Annotated in this window: 20 protein-coding genes; 12 read left to right on the forward strand and 8 right to left on the reverse strand. The window is 69.6% G+C overall.

The genetic code is table 11. From position 1 onward, the window contains the following. The coding region (locus tag NS220_RS00005; protein ID WP_242864478.1) for a hypothetical protein at positions 1 to 336 on the reverse strand (336 nt) is incomplete at its 3' end. Between the two features lie 302 nt (positions 337 to 638). Here NS220_RS00005 and NS220_RS00010 point away from each other — a divergent pair. From NS220_RS00010 to NS220_RS00020, 3 genes are all read left to right on the forward strand, one after another. After that, entirely contained in the window at positions 639 to 2,936 is a 2,298-nt protein-coding gene (locus tag NS220_RS00010) for a polyribonucleotide nucleotidyltransferase (protein ID WP_058622073.1), read from the forward strand. Between the two features lie 202 nt (positions 2,937 to 3,138). Beyond that, positions 3,139 to 4,164, forward strand: coding sequence for an aldo/keto reductase (locus tag NS220_RS00015; RefSeq protein WP_058622074.1), 1,026 nt, complete (start codon positions 3,139 to 3,141; stop codon positions 4,162 to 4,164). Between the two features lie 80 nt (positions 4,165 to 4,244). Beyond that, positions 4,245 to 4,847 (forward strand): histidine phosphatase family protein, encoded by a 603-nt coding sequence (locus NS220_RS00020; protein WP_058622075.1) that lies wholly within the window; start codon positions 4,245 to 4,247, stop codon positions 4,845 to 4,847. A 27-nt stretch (positions 4,848 to 4,874) separates the two neighbouring features. On the opposite strand, the gene NS220_RS00025 is transcribed toward NS220_RS00020, so the two are convergent. Further along, positions 4,875 to 5,510 (reverse strand): class I SAM-dependent methyltransferase, encoded by a 636-nt coding sequence (locus tag NS220_RS00025; RefSeq protein ID WP_058622076.1) that lies wholly within the window; start codon positions 5,508 to 5,510, stop codon positions 4,875 to 4,877. Between the two features lie 42 nt (positions 5,511 to 5,552). On the opposite strand from NS220_RS00025, the gene NS220_RS00030 reads away from it, so the two are divergent. Further along, positions 5,553 to 5,792 carry a hypothetical protein gene (locus NS220_RS00030; protein ID WP_058622077.1) on the forward strand — a complete coding sequence of 80 codons (240 nt, stop codon included), beginning with the start codon at positions 5,553 to 5,555 and terminating at the stop codon, positions 5,790 to 5,792. A gap of 91 nt (positions 5,793 to 5,883) precedes the next feature. On the opposite strand, the gene NS220_RS00035 is transcribed toward NS220_RS00030, so the two are convergent. After that, complete coding sequence (locus NS220_RS00035; RefSeq protein ID WP_058622078.1) at positions 5,884 to 6,510, reverse strand: hypothetical protein; 627 nt, start codon at positions 6,508 to 6,510, stop codon at positions 5,884 to 5,886. Positions 6,511 to 6,640: 130 nt separating this feature from the next. Here NS220_RS00035 and dapB point away from each other — a divergent pair, with 130 nt between their 5' ends. Further along, positions 6,641 to 7,453, forward strand: coding sequence for a 4-hydroxy-tetrahydrodipicolinate reductase (gene dapB, locus NS220_RS00040; RefSeq protein WP_058622079.1), 813 nt, complete (start codon positions 6,641 to 6,643; stop codon positions 7,451 to 7,453). After that, positions 7,450 to 7,902, forward strand: coding sequence for a hypothetical protein (locus NS220_RS00045; protein ID WP_058622080.1), 453 nt, complete (start codon positions 7,450 to 7,452; stop codon positions 7,900 to 7,902). Before dapB ends, NS220_RS00045 begins: the two co-directional genes overlap by 4 nt. A gap of 109 nt (positions 7,903 to 8,011) precedes the next feature. Here the strand turns inward: NS220_RS00045 and NS220_RS00050 are convergent, their stop codons facing one another. The 4 genes from NS220_RS00050 to NS220_RS00065 all read right to left on the reverse strand — a co-directional run bounded on the left by NS220_RS00050 (position 8,012) and on the right by NS220_RS00065 (position 10,490). Beyond that, entirely contained in the window at positions 8,012 to 8,932 is a 921-nt protein-coding gene (locus tag NS220_RS00050) for a TIGR01777 family oxidoreductase (RefSeq protein ID WP_058622081.1), read from the reverse strand. Continuing rightward, entirely contained in the window at positions 8,925 to 9,350 is a 426-nt protein-coding gene (locus NS220_RS00055; protein WP_058622082.1) for an OsmC family peroxiredoxin, read from the reverse strand. The genes NS220_RS00050 and NS220_RS00055 overlap by 8 nt, the downstream gene beginning before the upstream one ends. Before the next feature lie 134 nt (positions 9,351 to 9,484). Continuing rightward, complete coding sequence (locus NS220_RS00060) at positions 9,485 to 10,060, reverse strand: DUF4395 domain-containing protein (RefSeq protein WP_058622083.1); 576 nt, start codon at positions 10,058 to 10,060, stop codon at positions 9,485 to 9,487. Continuing rightward, positions 10,053 to 10,490: a TlpA family protein disulfide reductase gene (locus NS220_RS00065; RefSeq protein WP_058622120.1), complete on the reverse strand. Its 438-nt coding sequence runs from the start codon at positions 10,488 to 10,490 to the stop codon at positions 10,053 to 10,055. Before NS220_RS00065 ends, NS220_RS00060 begins: the two co-directional genes overlap by 8 nt. A gap of 155 nt (positions 10,491 to 10,645) precedes the next feature. On the opposite strand from NS220_RS00065, the gene NS220_RS00070 reads away from it, so the two are divergent. Genes NS220_RS00070 through NS220_RS00080 form a run of 3 tightly spaced genes read left to right on the forward strand, consistent with a single transcriptional unit; the run spans position 10,646 to position 12,706 of the window. After that, positions 10,646 to 11,455 carry a thymidylate synthase gene (locus NS220_RS00070; protein WP_058622084.1) on the forward strand — a complete coding sequence of 270 codons (810 nt, stop codon included), beginning with the start codon at positions 10,646 to 10,648 and terminating at the stop codon, positions 11,453 to 11,455. After that, positions 11,452 to 11,952, forward strand: a complete 501-nt coding sequence (locus NS220_RS00075) for a dihydrofolate reductase (protein ID WP_058622085.1) — start codon at positions 11,452 to 11,454, stop codon at positions 11,950 to 11,952. Before NS220_RS00070 ends, NS220_RS00075 begins: the two co-directional genes overlap by 4 nt. A gap of 1 nt (position 11,953) precedes the next feature. Continuing rightward, on the forward strand, positions 11,954 to 12,706 hold the full coding sequence (locus tag NS220_RS00080) for an SDR family NAD(P)-dependent oxidoreductase (protein ID WP_058622086.1): 753 nt from the start codon (positions 11,954 to 11,956) through the stop codon (positions 12,704 to 12,706). 7 nt (positions 12,707 to 12,713) lie between these two features. Here NS220_RS00080 and NS220_RS00085 read toward each other — a convergent pair whose 3' ends face one another. Then, the gene (locus NS220_RS00085; protein WP_058622087.1) at positions 12,714 to 13,250 is read right to left on the reverse strand and encodes an NUDIX domain-containing protein; all 537 of its coding nucleotides are present in this window, start codon (positions 13,248 to 13,250) and stop codon (positions 12,714 to 12,716) included. 83 nt (positions 13,251 to 13,333) lie between these two features. Between NS220_RS00085 and dapA the strand changes: the two genes are divergently transcribed. The 3 genes from dapA to NS220_RS00100 all read left to right on the forward strand — a co-directional run bounded on the left by dapA (position 13,334) and on the right by NS220_RS00100 (position 16,664). After that, entirely contained in the window at positions 13,334 to 14,311 is a 978-nt protein-coding gene (gene dapA, locus NS220_RS00090; RefSeq protein ID WP_013583404.1) for a 4-hydroxy-tetrahydrodipicolinate synthase, read from the forward strand. 106 nt (positions 14,312 to 14,417) lie between these two features. Next, positions 14,418 to 16,094: a ribonuclease J gene (locus NS220_RS00095; RefSeq protein WP_058622088.1), complete on the forward strand. Its 1,677-nt coding sequence runs from the start codon at positions 14,418 to 14,420 to the stop codon at positions 16,092 to 16,094. Between the two features lie 78 nt (positions 16,095 to 16,172). Beyond that, positions 16,173 to 16,664 carry a GNAT family N-acetyltransferase gene (locus NS220_RS00100; RefSeq protein ID WP_058622089.1) on the forward strand — a complete coding sequence of 164 codons (492 nt, stop codon included), beginning with the start codon at positions 16,173 to 16,175 and terminating at the stop codon, positions 16,662 to 16,664. The last annotated feature ends 16 nt before the right edge of the window (positions 16,665 to 16,680 follow it).

Genomic DNA, 16,680 nt, shown 5'->3' on the forward strand with positions numbered 1-16,680 from the left:
TGGGTATAAGGGACAGGCAGTGGCCAGCACCGCGTCGGCGGCCGAGCTCTGCGTCGCGAGCGCCTCGGCGCGCGCTGCGGTCGACTCCGCGAGAAGACGCGTGCGCTCAGCCTCGGCAGAGGCGTCGAGGGCGCGCCGTGATGCCGCGGCGGCGGACGCCTCTGCCGCGTCCAGCTCCTTCTTGACCTCGATCACCGCGGGGTCGTTGTCGTCGGCCGCCGCGGCGAGGACGCGGACCGACGACGGTGTCGACGCCCACGCCGATGCGGGAGCGATGGCGGCGCCGATCAGCGCGCACGCGAGAAGCGTGTGACTGGTGCGACGAATGAGGCCCATGAGGCCACTGTATTCGTCGCACCGTGTCGGAACCACCCGAATGCCTACGGCGCTGCTAGGCTCCTTCGGGGTGCCGTCTTGGCATCCGCTCAATTACATATGAGCACACGGAGCAGGCCGGCAGACGCTGGTCCCCTGTGGTGGACTCCCCGTCTCTAGCCGGGTGGTCGTCTACTGGTGGCCAGTCGCCGGGATTTCCGGGCCGACACGTCGGCGCGCCCTTTCTGCCTGTTCCTGCTCCTTCGCATGTCAGCTCGCCTCTCACACGGGGCGGCGAGCCTAAACAAAGAAGGAGGGACCTCTTGGAAGGTCCAGAAATCACCGCCGCTGAAGCCGTTCTCGACAACGGCCGCTTCGGCACCCGTACCATCCGTTTCGAGACCGGTCGCCTCGCTCAGCAGGCCCAGGGCGCCGTCGCCGCCTACCTCGACGAAGAGACGATGCTCCTGTCGGCCACCAGTGCCGGCAAGCACCCGCGTGAAGGCTTCGACTTCTTCCCGCTGACCGTCGACGTCGAAGAGCGCTCGTATGCCGCCGGCAAGATCCCCGGCTCGTTCTTCCGCCGCGAGGGTCGCCCCTCGACCGAGGCCATCCTCGTGTGCCGCCTCATCGACCGCCCGCTGCGCCCGTCGTTCGTCGACGGCCTCCGCAACGAGGTCCAGATCGTCGTGACCGTCCTCTCGATCGCGCCGGGCGAGTTCTACGACGCCCTCGCCATCAACGCGGCATCCATGTCGACCCAGATCTCGGGCCTGCCGTTCTCGGGTCCCATCGCCGGTGTGCGCCTCGCGCTCATCCCCGGCCAGGGTGAGCACGCCGACCAGTGGGTCGCGTTCCCCAAGGCCGAGCAGCTCGAGGACGCCGTCTTCGACCTCATCGTCGCGGGCCGCGTGCTCGACGACGGCGACGTCGCCATCATGATGGTGGAGGCCGAGGCCACCGAGGGCAGCTGGAACCTCATCAAGGGCGGCGCCACCAAGCCCAACGAGCAGGTCGTCGCCGAGGGCCTCGAGGCCGCGAAGCCGTTCCTGCGTCAGCTCGTGGACGCGCAGAACGAGGTCGCTCGTACCGCGTCGAAGGAGATCCAGTCGTTCCCCGTCTTCCCGGCCTACAGCCAGGAGACCTACGACTTCGTCGCCGGTCGTGCCTACGACCGTCTGGTGCCCGTGTACCAGATCGCCGACAAGCAGGAGCGCCAGAACGCCGATGACGAGGTCAAGACCTCGGTGAAGGAGCAGCTCGTCGCCGCCGTCGAGTCGGGCGAGCTGCCCGCCGTGGCGACCCTCGAGTTCGCCGCGGCCTACAAGTCGGTCACCAAGACGATCGTGCGCGGTCGCATCCTCGCCGAGGGCGTCCGCATGGACGGCCGAGGACTTGCCGACATCCGTCCGCTCGACGCCGAGGTGCAGGTCATCCCGCGTGTCCACGGCTCGGCGATCTTCCAGCGCGGCGAGACCCAGATCCTGGGCGTCACCACGCTGAACATGCTCAAGATGGAGCAGCAGATCGACTCGCTCTCGCCCATCACGAGCAAGCGCTACCTGCACCACTACAACTTCCCGCCCTACTCGACCGGTGAGACCGGCCGCGTGGGTTCGCCGAAGCGTCGCGAGATCGGCCACGGCTTCCTCGCCGAGCGCGCGCTCGTGCCGGTGCTGCCCAGCCGCGAGGAGTTCCCCTACGCGATCCGTCAGGTGTCCGAGGCCCTCGGCTCCAACGGTTCGACGTCGATGGGCTCGGTCTGCGCCTCGACCCTGTCGCTGCTGAACGCGGGTGTGCCCCTTCGCGCCCCCGTCGCCGGTATCGCGATGGGTCTGGTCACCGACGAGGTCGACGGCCAGACGCGCTACGCCGCGCTGACCGACATCCTCGGCGCCGAAGACGCGCTCGGTGACATGGACTTCAAGGTCGCCGGTACCTCGGAGTTCATCACCGCGATCCAGCTCGACACCAAGCTCGACGGCATCCCGTCGTCGGTGCTGGCCGCCGCTCTCACCCAGGCCAAGGAGGCTCGCCTGACGATCCTCAACGTCCTGAACGCCGCGATCGACGCGCCCGACGAGATGGCGCCGACCGCGCCCCGCGTCATCAGCGTGCAGATCCCGGTCGACAAGATCGGTGAGCTCATCGGCCCCAAGGGCAAGACGATCAACTCCATCCAGGACGAGACCGGCGCCCAGATCTCCATCGAGGAGGACGGCACCGTCTACATCGGCGCGACCGACGGCCCCTCGGCCGAGGCCGCCCGTGCCCAGGTGAACGCGATCGCCAACCCGACCAACCCCGAGGTGGGCGAGCAGTTCCTCGGAACCGTCGTCAAGATCGCGACCTTCGGTGCGTTCGTCTCGCTGCTTCCCGGCAAGGACGGCCTGCTGCACGTCAGCGAGGTCCGCAAGCTCGCCGGCGGCAAGCGCGTCGAGAACGTCGAAGACGTGCTCTCGGTCGGTCGCAAGATCCTCGTGCGCATCACGAAGATCGACGACCGCGGCAAGCTGTCGCTCGAGCCCGTGCTCGACGAAGAGGCCACCACGCCCGAGCCGGCCGACACGCAGAGCTCGGCCGCCGCGAGCGAGGGCCCCGAGGCTCCCGCCGAAGGCTGATCCCGCGATCACCGGATGCCCGTCCCGCCTCGTGCGGGGCGGGCATCCGCGCGTCTGCGGTCAAGCGTTATGCAATGTTTATCGGCGCGGCGGACGAATCGGCGGCCTGTTCCGGGCGAGGCTTTACCCTCGTAGTACGCGTCGGGGGGCGTGGACGTCGGCTCACGCGGCGATCTCCCGGTGCAACGAGGGGGATCCCATCATGAGCGGCTCGGGCGTAGAGAACGTCTCGTCCGCGCGCCTGCGTCGCGACCGGTCGCCGCACCCCTCCGCTCCGGTCACCCTCCAGGGGCCGGGCCTCGGCTCGCACGTGCGGGTCCCGCTGGGGGAAACCGGCTTCGACGTGTTCCCCCTGTTCCTCGGCGGCGGCGAGTTCGGCTGGAACGTCGACGCGAAGGCCAGCCACGACATCCTCGATGCCTACGCCGAACTCGGGGGAAACGCGTTGCACACCGCCGACAGCTACGCCGCCGGCCGCAGCGAGTTCATCATCGGCGAGTGGATGCGCACGCGTCGCGTCCGCGACGACGTCGTGCTCACGGTTCGCGTGGGGCGCCACCCTGACAACCCCGGCCTCGACTCGGTCAACCTCGTGCGCGCCGTCGAGGCGTCGCTTCAGCGGCTCGGCACCGACCGCATCGACGTCCTCTCGTTGGACGCGGCCCGAGGCGACGCGGCGGTCTTGGAGGACACGCTCGCCACCAGTGAATGGCTCGTCGAGTCGGGCAAGGTGCGCGCGATCGGCGCGCACGGCTACACCGCCGCGCAGTTGGTCGAAGCGCGGATCCTGTCGTCCGCGGGCTACCCTCGCGTCACCGTGCTCGACGTGCCGTACAACGTTCTGCGTCGCGAGGAGTTCGACGGCGACCTGCGTCTCATCGCGGCGGCGCAGGGGATCGCCGTCACGCCGTCGCATCCTCTCGCGCACGGCTTCCTCGCGGGCGAGACCCGGACCCGCGACCAGCAGTCGCGGTCGGTCCGGGGCTCGCAGCTGGCGATGCATCTGAACCGTCGCGGCTCGAAGGTCCTGCGGGCTCTGGATTCCGTGGGCACCGAGCTCGGGATTCCGGATGCCGCTGTGGCGGTCGCGTGGCTGCTTGCGCAGAAGATCGTGGTGGCCCCGATCGTCAACGCCTTCGCGCCCCGCCACGTCGTGGAGTGCATGCGCGCCGTGGGTGTGCGCCTCAGCCGCGCACAGCTCTCGGACATCGCCCGCGCCGCGGAGTGACGGGCTCCGTCTCGAGGGTGTGACGTAGGGTGGAAGGTGTGCGGCGGGGGGCCGTAGGACTGACGACGAGGTGAGCTGACGTGACGCACTACATCTACCTGGTGCGCCACGGCGAGCATCAGGATGCCGAGCACGGGCTCGCGGACGGACCGCTCTCCCCGCGCGGTCAGCGTCAAGCGGCACTGATCGCCGACCGCCTGTCGGGGCTCCCGCTGGATGCCGTGTGGCACTCGCCTCTGGAACGCGCGGCGCAGACCGCGCACGCCGTCTCCGAGCGTCTGCCGTCGGTCTCGCCCGAGCCGTCCGCCCTGCTGTTCGACTGCGTGCCCACGGGCATGACCCCCGAGACCCCGGCCGCCTACGAGCCGTTCTTCGGGTCCGTCACCGAGGCCGAGATCGATGCCGGCCGGGCTCAGATGGCGGACGCCACGGCCGAGTTCCTCGCCCGCAAGGCCGGCGAGGTGCACGAGCTGCTGATCACGCACAACTTCGTGATCTCGTGGTTCGTCCGCGAGGTGCTGCAGGCGCCCGACTGGCGGTGGATGACGATCAACCAGGCGAACTGCGGCCTGACGGTCATCGCGCAGAAGAAGGGTCGCCCCTGGACGCTGCTGTCGCACAACGATCTCGCTCATCTGCCGGTCGAGTTGCGCACGGGCCTGGTCGACCCGCTCCCGGTCTGACCGTCGTCGCGGGGCGGGTCACCGCCCTCAGCGGCGGCGTGCCAGCACGAAGCCCTGGGAGTGCTTCTCTCGGGCCCGGGCGGTGCGTTCCGCCACGGCGGTGACCTCGAATCCCGCCGCCTCCAGGATGCGGACGACGTCCTCCGGTTCATGGAGCACGGCATCCATCTCGGCGTCGCGTCCGTATGCGCTCCGGATCGTCCGGTGTCCGACCCCCGCCTGAAACCCCAGCAAGACGGGACCGCCGGGGACGAGAACGCGTCGCGCTTCGCGGCTGATGGCGGCGACCTCGTCGGCCTCGCTGTGGATGATGGCGTACCAGCACAGGATGCCGCGCACCGTGGCATCCGGAAAGGGCAAGGCCGTCAGCTCGGCGACCTGGATGGGGATGTCGGGATGCGACGCTCGCGCGTGCGCCGCCATGGCGGGGGAGAGGTCCACTCCGGTGAGCGGGGACGCCCCGAGCGTGGCGAGGTGCGCGAGCAGGCGACCGGTTCCGCACCCCGCGTCCAGGACCGGCCCTTCCCCGTCGGGGAGATCGGTCACGAACTGGGCGATCAGGCCGCGCTCGAGCGGTGCTTCGGCGCGGGTGTCGGGAAGGGCCGCCGCGTAGGCCGCGGCGACGGTGTCGTAGAAGCGCCGCGTCCGGTCGGTATCGGTCATCGCGCCATCATGCCGCGGCCCGGTGTGGCGAGAGTCGCCGACATGTCGGCATCCTCTGATCTCGTCCTCCGACCCGCCGTCGATACGGGACCCCGTCTGCTCGACAGCGTGTACGCCTCGCTTCCCGAGGGGACGGAGCGGGTCGCCATCGAGCACTTCACGATCAACGAGAGCGCCGGTCGCTTCTACGAACGCGAGGGCTTCGCCGTCGAGCGCGTGGAGGACGCGGCATCCGGGGATCCTCGTCAACGTGTGACGTGGCGTGTGAAGGGGCTGCGCTGAGCGGGCCGCCGTGTCGGTGCGCGGCCCTGAGCCCGCCGCGTGGTCCCTGAGTGCGATGCTGCTCCCGATCGCGCTGGACTCCGGATCTCGCTCAGTTGCCGCGTGAGTCGATGACGATCGTGTCGCGGCTGTCGGGGTAGACGAGGGTGACCTCGACATCGCGGGGGAGCGAGGCGCGCACGAGGTCACGTGCGCCAGCACGCTCCTCTGCGGCGTAGGGCAGGTCTCGGTAGATCGACAAGGAGAACCGACACGAAAGCGTTCCGGGCTGTCCCCACTGCACGGCAGGGGATGACGCGAGTTCGTAATGGTCCGCCACGACATTCTGCGTGTCGTGGGCTGCAGTCGCGCACTCCGGAGAAGTCGCCGACAAGGTGTCCGATCCGGTGTCGTAACGGATCGTGACATCCACACCCTCGACGGACAGATCGTTCACGATCGCGAATACCCGATCCGCCACGTCTCGCCGCTGGGAATCGCTCTCGGGCAGGTCCTTCCCCGTGACGACCTCGAACCGGCACCACACGTCCGACTCGCCCGCCCACTCGTCCTCAATCGAGACTTCGTTTCCGTAGGCCTCGTTCGCGATGTCGCGAATCCGCTCCGACAGGTTCCCGCACTCTCCGCTCATGGCGTACTCACCCCACTGCAGACAACCGGTGGTCGAGAAGACGATGGCGATGAGAACCAACGGTGTGAACGCGCGGTACCGAGCCATGCGGTCACGGTATCGAGCGGGGGCCGTGGACGACGTCGCGATCGTTCGACGGTGGACCTCCGGAAGACCCGCGCAACGCGCCTGTGGACAACGCCACGACCGGCGGCGTCGCGCCGCCTAGGCTTGAGTCATGACGACGCGTGTGGCCATCGTGGGCGGGACCGGCAAGCTGGGCGGAGTGATCCGCGAGGTCGTCGAGGCCGAAGAGGGGTACGAGGTGTCCGCGGTTCTCACCTCGAGGTCGGAGATGAGCGAGCTCGACGGTGCCGACCTCGTCGTCGACGCATCGACGCCCGCCGTGTCGATCGACATCGTTCGCGCGGCGATCGAGCGGGGCATCAACGTGCTCGTCGGCACGTCGGGGTGGTCCAACGAGCGCATCGCCCTCGTCCGCCCGCTCGTGGATGCCAGCGGCACCGGCGTCGTCTTCATCCCCAACTTCTCGCTGGGGTCCGTCATCGGCAGCGCGCTCGCCGCCGCGGCGGCGCCCTTCTTCCCCTCGATCGAGATCATCGAGGCCCACCGTGAGACGAAGGTCGACTCGCCCAGCGGCACGGCCGTGCGGACGGCGGAGCTCATCGCCGCCGCGCGCGCAGAGGTCGGACCGGTCGAGTCGCCCCATGTCGACCAGCGCGCCCGCGGTCAGCGGGTGGCATCCGTTCCCATCCACTCGCTCCGTCGCCCGGGCGTGATCGCCCGTCAGGAGACCGTCCTGTCCGGCCCGGGCGAGTCGCTCACGATCGTGCACGACACCGTCGACCCGGCCACCGCGTACGCCCCCGGGATCCGCCTCGCGCTCGCCGCGGCCCGCGAGGCCACGGGCGTCGTGATCGGACTCGACAGCTTCATCGACATCGGCGTACGTACGCGCCCTGTCGCCGCCGAGGCTCCTGTCGCCGACGGCGACGTCTCGGGCCAGGTGGCGGGCGCCACCAGCGCATGAGGGTTCGCCTCGCCGTCGCCCTGATGACGGTGCTGCTTCTGCTCTACGTCTTCCTCGCGGGGCAGCGCGCGATCGTGCTGCTCGGCAGTGGTGAGACCGTGGGTGTCGTCATGGGCACCGCGTTGATCGTCCTGCCCCTGCTTGCGCTGTGGGCCATCGGGCGGGAGCTGTGGTTCGGCGTGCGCGCGCAGCGCGTGGGGGAGCGTCTCGACGCCGAGGGCGGACTCCCCGACGAGGATCTGCCCGTGCGTCCGAGCGGCCGTATCGAGCGCGAGGACGGCGACGCGCTGTTCCCGCGGTACCGCGCCGATGTCGAGGCGCATCCCGACGACTGGCGCGCCCGCTACCGCCTCGGGCTCGCGTACGACGCGGCCGGCGATCGCCGTCGCGCCCGTGAGGCCATCCGCACGGCGATCCGGCTCGAGACGGCCGAGCGCCGCCGCGGCTGACTCCGTCCGCGAGGGAGGGCGCCTGCCTTCGGACGCGCGCGCCGTGGTCCGACGTGTACCCGCCGTGGTCGGGCGTGGACCCGCCGCACGCGATCGCGTCCGGGCGGAGTCAGTCCTCGTCCGGGGCGGGCACGGCGGAGGCGACGGCGTCCTCGATGGTGCGATGCGTGAACGCGAAGCCGTTGTCTTCGAGGACCCGCGGACGCACGTCGGCGTCCGAAGTCAGGAGGGCATCCGTCGCGTCCTTCCCCAACGCGAGCTTCATGCCCCAGACCGGGGCACGGAGGACATAGGGGCGGTTCATCCGGCGGGCGAGGGCGAAACCCAGATCGTTGGCGGTCGCGCGCGTCGGACCTGTCAGGTTGACGGGGCCGTCGACGTCGGAGTCGATGACGTGCCGGATGGCGCGCACCTCGTCGTCGAGGGTGATCCACGGCCACACCTGGGTTCCTCGGCCGATCGGGCCCGAGGCCCCGAGCTTGGTCAGGAGCAGCAAGGGCTTGAGAACGCCCTTCTCGTGAACGATCGGGGCGGTGCGCAGCAGCGCGACACGAGCGTGATCGCCCGCGGCGCGGGCGGCCGCCTCCCAGTCGACGCAGACGTCGACGAGGAAGCCCTTCCCTCGTCCGGAGGCCTCTGTCAGCACGGCGCCCGGCTGGGAGCCGTAGAACCCCGTGGCGCTCGCGTTCACGAGCGCGGGAACGTCGGAACCGAGCGCGCGGATCGCGGTCGCGAGCGTGCGCGTCGGCGTGATCCGCGACCACAGCAGGGTGCTCTTGTACGACGGCGTCCAGGGGAAGCGCCCGATAGAGGCGCCGTTGAGGCAGACCACCGCATCGGCTCCGGCGAGGACGTCGGGGTCCAGGGGAGTGGAGTCCTGCAGCCACTGCACGTCGTGAGGTCCGCGCGGCTCGTGGCGCACGAGCGACGTCACCTCGACGCCGTCGGCGCGCAGCGACTCGGTCAGAGCCGAGCCGATGAGGCCCGACGCGCCGGTGAGGACGACGCGTCGGGCCGGGGTCTCAGGCAAGCGTCGCCTCGAGGGTGATGTCGATGCCCGCGAGCGCCTGCGACACCGGGCAGTTCGCCTTCGCGTCGTTGGCGATCTTCTCGAACGTCGCCGCGTCGAGACCGGGTACGACGGCGTTCACGTTCAGGTGGCTACCGGTGATGCCGGTGCCGGGCTTGAACGTGACGGACGCGGTGGCGTCGACCGACTCCGGCGGGGTGCCGTTCTCGGCGAGGGCGTTCGACAGCGCCATGCTGAAGCACGCGGAGTGCGCGCCGGCGAGGAGTTCCTCGGGCGTGGTGACCGAGCTCGAGCCCTCGCTGCGGGCCTTCCAGTTGACGTCGAACGTGCCGATGCCGGAAGAGGTGAAGGTGACCTCGCCCGATCCCTCGAAAAGGCTGCCTTTCCAGGCGGTGGCGGCTTCGCTCGTGACGGCCATGGGAACCTCCGTGGTGTCTGCGCGGTCCGAGGACCACGTCGTGATGGGTGCGATCCGGGTGACCGCGACGCGGCCAGCCTAACGAGGACGACCGTCACGCTTCAGGTCTTGACAGCCCTTCCGTGGGGAACCGATCAGGCGGATGCCGGCCCCCGGCGCCCCACCACGCCCGCCCGTTGCAGAACGAGGTAGAGCTGGCATCCGAGGCACAGTCCGAAGGCGGCGTTGAGGAACGCGGCGACGAAGGCCATCGCTGCGGCGATCGGCAGCGCCCAGGGCACCCCCGCCAGATGGAGCAGAAGACCGACCGCGGTGACGAAGAGCCCGACACCCTGCGCGAAGCGCGGAGGACGAGGGTCTTCGAAATCGGTGGGCGGCGCGAGCCGAGGCTGGACGAGGCGGCGATACAGCACGCCCCAGGGCGCGGTGCGAGGCGAGGACACGCCCCACACGAACAGCAGTGCGACGACGAGTACGAGCAGGAATCCCGGGTCGGCCGCGCGCGCCACCGGCGAGATCTGCGGGAGCACCCATCCGCCGGGGGTGAAGGTCTCGCCCGAGAGGGGCTGATAGGCGAACCAGCCGAAGCTCGCCTCGCGCCAGGTCGAGACGCCGATCAGGCTCAACAACGTCGCGACGAGAAGAAGGACGGCGGTGATGGATGCCGCGAACCGCGGGCCGCGGGCGTCGATGCGGGCGGGTTCAGCCATGGGCGTTCTCTTTCGTGAGGCGGTCGAGTTCGTGCTCGACGTCTGCGCGCGTCGGCGGGCCGCCGAAACGACGTACGGTGAGGCCGCTCCCGTCGAGGAGGAGCGTCGTCGGCGTCTGCAGGACCCGGAATCGCTTCGCCAGGTCGGGGCGATGCGTCAGATCGACGTCGATGTGCTGCACTCCTGCGCGGTCGTCGGCGACCGCGGAGAGCATGCGGTGCACGCCGGGGCAGCGGGTGCACATCTCGGTGCTGAACTGCACCAGCGTGGCGGTCGCTCCGAACGGGCCCGACTCGAGCACGCGGGGGTCGATGATCTCGCCGGCTTCCACCGTGCGCGCCCGCCCTTGTCCGCGCCGCCACACCAGGCCCAGCACGACGGTGGCCGCGAGCAACGCGGCGACGATCACGAGCGCGAGAGCGAGGTCCACGGTGAACAACGCTAGCCGCCGTCTCCGACATCGGGGCCGATGAGTCGCATCGTGACGTCCCCACTCCTCCTCCCCATGCCGGAGCACCCGAGGACGATCCTCATGCGCGCCAGGTCCACGGCTCGACAGCGCCCGCGGCGGGTATCGTGAGGGCCGTGACCGCCGACATCCCCACCCCGTATGAAGACCTGCTGCGCGACGTGCTCGAGACGGGCGTCCACAAGTCCGATCGCACCGGCACCGGCACCACGAGCGTCTTCGGCCGTCAGATCCGCTTCGACCTCGCCGAGGGCTTCCCGCTCATCACGACCAAGCGTGTGCACCTGAAGTCCATCGTCTACGAACTGCTGTGGTTCCTCCGCGGAGAATCCAACGTCGGCTGGCTCAAAGACAACGGCGTCACGATCTGGGACGAGTGGGCCGACGGCGACGGCGAACTGGGACCCGTGTACGGCGTCCAGTGGCGCTCCTGGCCCACCGTCGACGGCGGCACGATCGACCAGATCTCGCAGGTGGTCGAGCAGATCCGTCGCGATCCCGACTCGCGGCGACTGATCGTGTCGGCGTGGAACCCTGCCGACATCCCCGACATGGCGCTCGCCCCGTGTCACGCGCTGTTCCAGTTCTACGTGGCCGACGGCAAGCTGTCGTGCCAGCTCTACCAGCGCAGCGCCGACATGTTCCTCGGCGTGCCCTTCAACATCGCGTCCTACGCGCTGCTGACCCTGATGGTCGCGCAACAGACCGGCCTCCAGCCCGGCGAGTTCGTCTGGACCGGCGGCGACTGCCACGTCTACGACAACCACCGCGAGCAGGTCCGGGAGCAGCTGACACGCGCGCCCTACCCGTACCCGACGCTGCGTTTCACGCGCACACCGGAGTCGATCTTCGACTACACCTACGACGACATCCTCGTCGAGGATTACCAGCACCACCCCGCCATCCGCGGAGCCGTCGCGGTATGACGATGGTCGGGCTCGTCTGGGCCGAGGCCCGGGGAGGCGTCATCGGCGCTGAGGGCGGGATGCCGTGGCATGTGCCCGAAGACCTCGCGCACTTCCGCGCGGTGACGGGATCCTCCGACGTCGTCATGGGGCGGCGCACCTGGGAGTCCCTTCCCCCGCGGTTCCGGCCCCTGCCCGGCCGACGCAACATCGTGGTCACCGGCTCCGACACCTGGAGCGCCGAGGGGGCCGAGCGGGCATCCTCGTTCGACGACGCCCTGTCGCAGGTCGAGAGCGACACGGTGTGGGTCATCGGCGGCGGTCGCCTCTACGCCGGCGCCCTTGATCGCGCCGACGTCGTCGAGCTCACGCGCCTCGACGTCTCCGTGGACGGTGACACCTTCGCTCCTTCGATCGACGGATGGCGACGGGATGCCGTCGACCCTGTCGAGGGATGGCACACCTCGCGCAGTGGCATCCGGTACCGCTTCGAGACCTACCGCCGACCGGAGGACTGACATGCCGACAGCCGTGATCACCGGAGCCAGCTCCGGACTGGGATCCGAGTTCGCCCGCCAGCTCGCGGCGCGGGGAGCCGACCTGGTGGTCGTGGCGCGCGATCGGGCGGCCCTCGAGGCGCTCGCCGCCGAGATCCGCGATCGGTGCGGAGTCCGGGTCGAGGTCCTGGTCGCCGATCTCCTCGACGAGGACGCTCTGGCCGCGGTCGAGACGCGTCTGGCCGAGGGCGTCGACGTTCTCGTCAACAATGCCGGCTTCGGGCTCGACCTCGCATTCGAGGAGAACCCGGTGGACGATGAGGTCCGTCATCTCCGCCTTCACGTGGAAGCCGCCCTGCGCCTCGCGCGGGCCGCCCTGCCGACGATGCTCGATCGGGGGCGAGGCCGGATCGTCAACGTCGCCTCGGTGGCGGGTTTCGTGCCGCGCGGAACCTACGGTGCCGCGAAGGGGTGGCTCATCTCGTTCAGCCGCTGGGCGAACGTCGCGTACCGGCCGCGCGGGGTCACCGTCACGGCCGTATGCCCGGGCTTCGTCCACACGAACTTCCACGAGCGCCTGGGTCTGCCGCCCGGTGAAGAGGGGGTCCCGCCGGGTCTCTGGCTCGATGCCGAGACGGTCGTGCGCGAGGGGCTCCGCGACGCGGCGCGCGGTCGCGCGGTGTCGATCCCGTCATGGCGGTACAAGGTGCTTGTCGCCGTCTCCCGTCTGCTACCCGACAGCACGGTGGTGCGGGCGGCGGCGCGGGGCCGCTGAGGGCCGGCTAGCGGAACCGCCCGAGCCGGATGCCCGCGAACGCCAGCGCGGCGATCGTCTCTCCGTCGGTGATCTCCCCGTCGGCCACGAGCGTGAGGGCCTCGCTGAACGGGACCCACCGCACGGCAGCGATGCCTTCCTCGTGCTGCGAGGCCGTGGCATCCGTCATCGACAGCCCCCGCGCGAGATAGACGTGCTCGGGTGCGTCCGCGATGCCGTTGAGGGCGTTCATCCGACCGAGGTGCTGCCATTCGGATGCCGTGACCCCGGTCTCCTCGCGCAGCTCCCGCTGCGCGGCGACGAGCGGATCCTCGCCGTCGGAGCCGCCCGCGGGGACCTCGATCGATCGACCGGTCGTGTAGCGCTCGAGCTCGACGAGGCAGACCCGTTCGCGGTCGTCGAGCGCGATGACGAACACGGCCGGGTGCTGCATTCGGACGACGCCGTAGATCCCGTCACCGTGCGGGCCGGTGACCTGGTCTTCCCGCACGTGGATCCAGGGGTTCTCGTAAACGGTGCGGCTCGCGCGGGTGGTCCAGGTCATTCCGCCACCCTAGGCTCCGGTGCCGTCACGCATTGTTCACCGGTGCCACGAGGAGGAACCTCGCGAACCGATACCCTGGGACCATGACGCACTCCGGCAATCCCTTCGGTCAGGTGCTCGTCGCGCTCATCACCCCGATGACCGCCGACGGCGAAGTCGATTGGCCCGCCACCGAGAAGCACATCGACGACGTCATCACCGCGGGAGCGGACGGGATCGTCGTCACCGGCACCACGGGCGAGACCTCGACCCTCACCGACCCCGAGAAGCTGCGTCTGGTCGAGGTCGGCAAGAGCGTGTCGGCCGGCCGCGCCAAGATCATCACGGGCGGTGGGTCCAACGAGACCGCGCACGCGATCGAGCTCTACAAGGCCAGCGAGAAGGCCGGCGCCGACGGCATCATGATCGTCACGCCGTACTACAACAAGCCGACGCAGGCCGGCATCCTGACGCACTTCCGTCTCGTCGCCGACGCGACCGACCTGCCGGTCATCCTGTACGACATCCCCGGCCGCACCGGCGTGCCCATCAAATACGAGACGATCCTCCGCCTGGCCAAGCACCCCAACATCCTCGCGATCAAAGACGCCAAGGGCGACTTCAGCGAGGTCAGTCGGGTGCTGAACCAGACCGACCTCATGTACTTCTCCGGCGACGACGCCAACGTGCTCCCGCACCTCTCAATCGGCGCGAGCGGCCTGATCGGTGTGACGGCGAACATCACCGCCACGCCCTACCGGACGATCGTGGATGCCGTGAACGCCGGCGATCTGGCATCCGCCACCGCCGCTCACCAGAGCCTCGAGCCGCTCGTCCGCGCCGTCATGACGCACGTTCCCGGCACGGTCGCGGCGAAGTACATCCTGCACGGCCTCGGCCGCATCGGCAGCCCCCGCGTGCGTCTTCCCCTCGTCGGTCCCGAAGAGTGGGAAGCCGCCGTGATCGAGGACGAGCTCGCCCTCGTGAAGAACGTCGCCGGCGCCGACTTCTCCAACTTCCGCCCCGACCGCAACGCGGCCGCCGGCGGTGCGCTGCCGAAGGTGCACGGCACGACGCGATAGACATCGGCGCGCGCCGATCCGCGGCGTGGGACGCGCCACAGAAGGATGCCGCGAGGCGGCACCAGAAAAGAAGGGATGCCACGGGGTGGCATCCGAGGAGGCACATATGCCCACGACCGTTTACGATCCCCCGGAGCTCGCCCCCGGCACCCTGCGCGTCTTCCCTCTCGGCGGCCTCGGCGAGGTCGGTCGCAACATGACCGTGTTCGAGTACGAGGGCAAGCTCCTCGTGGTCGATTGCGGCGTGCTGTTCCCCGAGGAGCACCAGCCCGGCGTCGACCTGATCCTGCCGGATTTCGAGCCCATCAAGCATCGCCTCGACGACATCGTCGGCGTCGTGCTGACCCACGGACACGAAGACCACATCGGCGCCGTGCCGTACCTGCTCAAGCTCAAGGGCGACATTCCCCTCATCGGCTCGGGCCTGACCCTCGCCCTCATCGAGGCGAAGCTCAAAGAGCACCGCATCCGTCCGTTCACGCTGACGGTGCAAGAGGGCCAGCGCGAGCAGGTGGGTCCCTTCGACCTCGAGTTCGTCGCGGTGAACCACTCGATTCCGGATGCCTTGGCCGTCGCGATCCGCACACCTGCGGGTCTCGTGCTCGCCACCGGCGATTTCAAGATGGACCAGCTGCCCCTCGACGGCCGCATCACGGATCTGCGCGCGTTCGCCCGGCTCGGCGAAGAGGGCGTCGACCTCTTCCTGGTCGACTCCACCAACGCCGACGTGCCCGGTTTCACGCCGACGGAGCGGGGCATCGGCCCTGTGCTCGACCAGGTGATCGCCAAGGCGCCTCGTCGCGTCGTCGTGGCCAGCTTCTCCAGCCACGTGCACCGCGTGCAGCAGGTGCTCGACGCCGCGCACGCCAACGGTCGTCGCGTGGCGCTCCTCGGGCGCAGCATGGTGCGCAACATGGGCATCGCCGCCGACCTCGGCTACCTCAACGTGCCCGACGGCGTGCTGATCGACTACAAGAAGGCGCGCGACCTCCCCGACGACAAGATCGTCTACATGTCGACCGGTTCGCAGGGCGAGCCGATGGCGGTGCTCAGCCGCATGGCCAACCTCGACCACGCGATCGAACCGGGCGAGGGTGACACGATCATCCTGGCATCCAGCCAGATCCCCGGAAACGAGAACGCGATCTACCGTGTGATCGACGGGCTGACGAAGCTCGGCGCGACGGTCGTGCACAAGGGTAACGCCAAGGTGCACGTCTCCGGCCACGCCGCCGCGGGCGAGCTGCTGTACTGCTACAACATCTTGAAGCCGAAGAACGTGCTCCCCGTCCACGGCGAGTACCGCCACCTGATGGCCAACGCCAAACTGGCGCAGGAGACCGGGATCCCCGAGCAGAACACGATCCTCGGCGAGAACGGCACCGTCGTGGATCTGCGCGATGGCGTCGCGACGGTGGTCGGGCAGCTGGACATCGGTTTCGTCTACGTCGACGGTTCGTCGGTGGGCGCCATCACGGATGCCGATCTCAAGGACCGTCGCATCCTGGGCGAGGAGGGCTTCATCTCGGTGATCGTCGTCGTGGACTCGGCGACAGGCAAGATCGTCTCGGGTCCGGACATCCACGCTCGCGGTGTCGCCGAGAACGATTCGGTCTTCGAGAGCGTCAAGCCCAAGATCGCCGCAGCCCTCACCGAGGCGGCACATTCCGGGGTGCGCGACAACCACGCGCTGTCGCAGGTGGTGCGTCGCACGATCGGCCGCTGGGTGAACCAGTCGCTGCGCCGCCGCCCCATGATCGTTCCGCTGATCATCGAGGCCTGATCCTCTCGAAGCGCCACGGGTTCGCCCGTGGCGCTTCGTCGTTTCCCGCGGTGCTCGCGTCGTCGCTATCATGCGGGCATGCCCGGTCTCCCGATCCGCGCGGCGCTCCCGTCCGACGGCGCCTTCCTCGCCGACATGATGGTCGAGGCCGCGACCTGGCGTGCCGGGGCGGTGCGTCCGCGGCACGAGATCCTCAGCTCCGAGGAGTACCGGCGCTATCTCGCCGGCTGGCTGCGCCCGGGCGATGCGGGGTTCGTGGCCGAGTCACCCGGCGGTGAGCCGATCGGCGCCGCCTGGTACCGCATGCTGCCGCGCGACGAGCCCGGCTTCGGCTGGGTGGGAACCGGCGTGCCGGAACTCATCATCGGCGTGCGCCCCGTCTGGCGCGCGCACGGCGTCGGCCGCGCGCTGCTGCAGCGCCTCGCCGAGCACGCGCGCGCTCAGGGCTTCGCCCGTATCAGTCTGAGCGTGGAACGCGAGAACTACGCGGTGTCGCTGTACCGTTCCGAGGGATTCGCGGTGGTGCGGCGCGGCATCGGTCGCGACGTCATGGTGAAGCGACTGCGGTGAAGCCCGCGTCGGTACG

The sequence above is a fragment of the Microbacterium testaceum genome, assembly GCF_001476655.1.
Lineage (GTDB): Bacteria > Actinomycetota > Actinomycetes > Actinomycetales > Microbacteriaceae > Microbacterium > Microbacterium testaceum_C.

What these genes read in the sequence shown, in the direction of transcription:
- NS220_RS00015 (WP_058622074.1), top strand. Translation starts at nt 3,139, where the DNA reads ATGAGCGGCTCGGGCGTAGAGAACGTCTCGTCCGCGCGCCTGCGTCGC.
- NS220_RS00025 (WP_058622076.1), bottom strand. Translation starts at nt 5,510, where the DNA reads ATGACCGATACCGACCGGACGCGGCGCTTCTACGACACCGTCGCCGCG.
- NS220_RS00030 (WP_058622077.1), top strand. Translation starts at nt 5,553, where the DNA reads ATGTCGGCATCCTCTGATCTCGTCCTCCGACCCGCCGTCGATACGGGA.
- NS220_RS00035 (WP_058622078.1), bottom strand. Translation starts at nt 6,510, where the DNA reads ATGGCTCGGTACCGCGCGTTCACACCGTTGGTTCTCATCGCCATCGTC.
- dapB (WP_058622079.1), top strand. Translation starts at nt 6,641, where the DNA reads ATGACGACGCGTGTGGCCATCGTGGGCGGGACCGGCAAGCTGGGCGGA.
- NS220_RS00045 (WP_058622080.1), top strand. Translation starts at nt 7,450, where the DNA reads ATGAGGGTTCGCCTCGCCGTCGCCCTGATGACGGTGCTGCTTCTGCTC.
- NS220_RS00055 (WP_058622082.1), bottom strand. Translation starts at nt 9,350, where the DNA reads ATGGCCGTCACGAGCGAAGCCGCCACCGCCTGGAAAGGCAGCCTTTTC.
- NS220_RS00060 (WP_058622083.1), bottom strand. Translation starts at nt 10,060, where the DNA reads ATGGCTGAACCCGCCCGCATCGACGCCCGCGGCCCGCGGTTCGCGGCA.
- NS220_RS00075 (WP_058622085.1), top strand. Translation starts at nt 11,452, where the DNA reads ATGACGATGGTCGGGCTCGTCTGGGCCGAGGCCCGGGGAGGCGTCATC.
- NS220_RS00080 (WP_058622086.1), top strand. Translation starts at nt 11,954, where the DNA reads ATGCCGACAGCCGTGATCACCGGAGCCAGCTCCGGACTGGGATCCGAG.
- NS220_RS00085 (WP_058622087.1), bottom strand. Translation starts at nt 13,250, where the DNA reads ATGACCTGGACCACCCGCGCGAGCCGCACCGTTTACGAGAACCCCTGG.
- dapA (WP_013583404.1), top strand. Translation starts at nt 13,334, where the DNA reads ATGACGCACTCCGGCAATCCCTTCGGTCAGGTGCTCGTCGCGCTCATC.
- NS220_RS00095 (WP_058622088.1), top strand. Translation starts at nt 14,418, where the DNA reads ATGCCCACGACCGTTTACGATCCCCCGGAGCTCGCCCCCGGCACCCTG.
- NS220_RS00100 (WP_058622089.1), top strand. Translation starts at nt 16,173, where the DNA reads ATGCCCGGTCTCCCGATCCGCGCGGCGCTCCCGTCCGACGGCGCCTTC.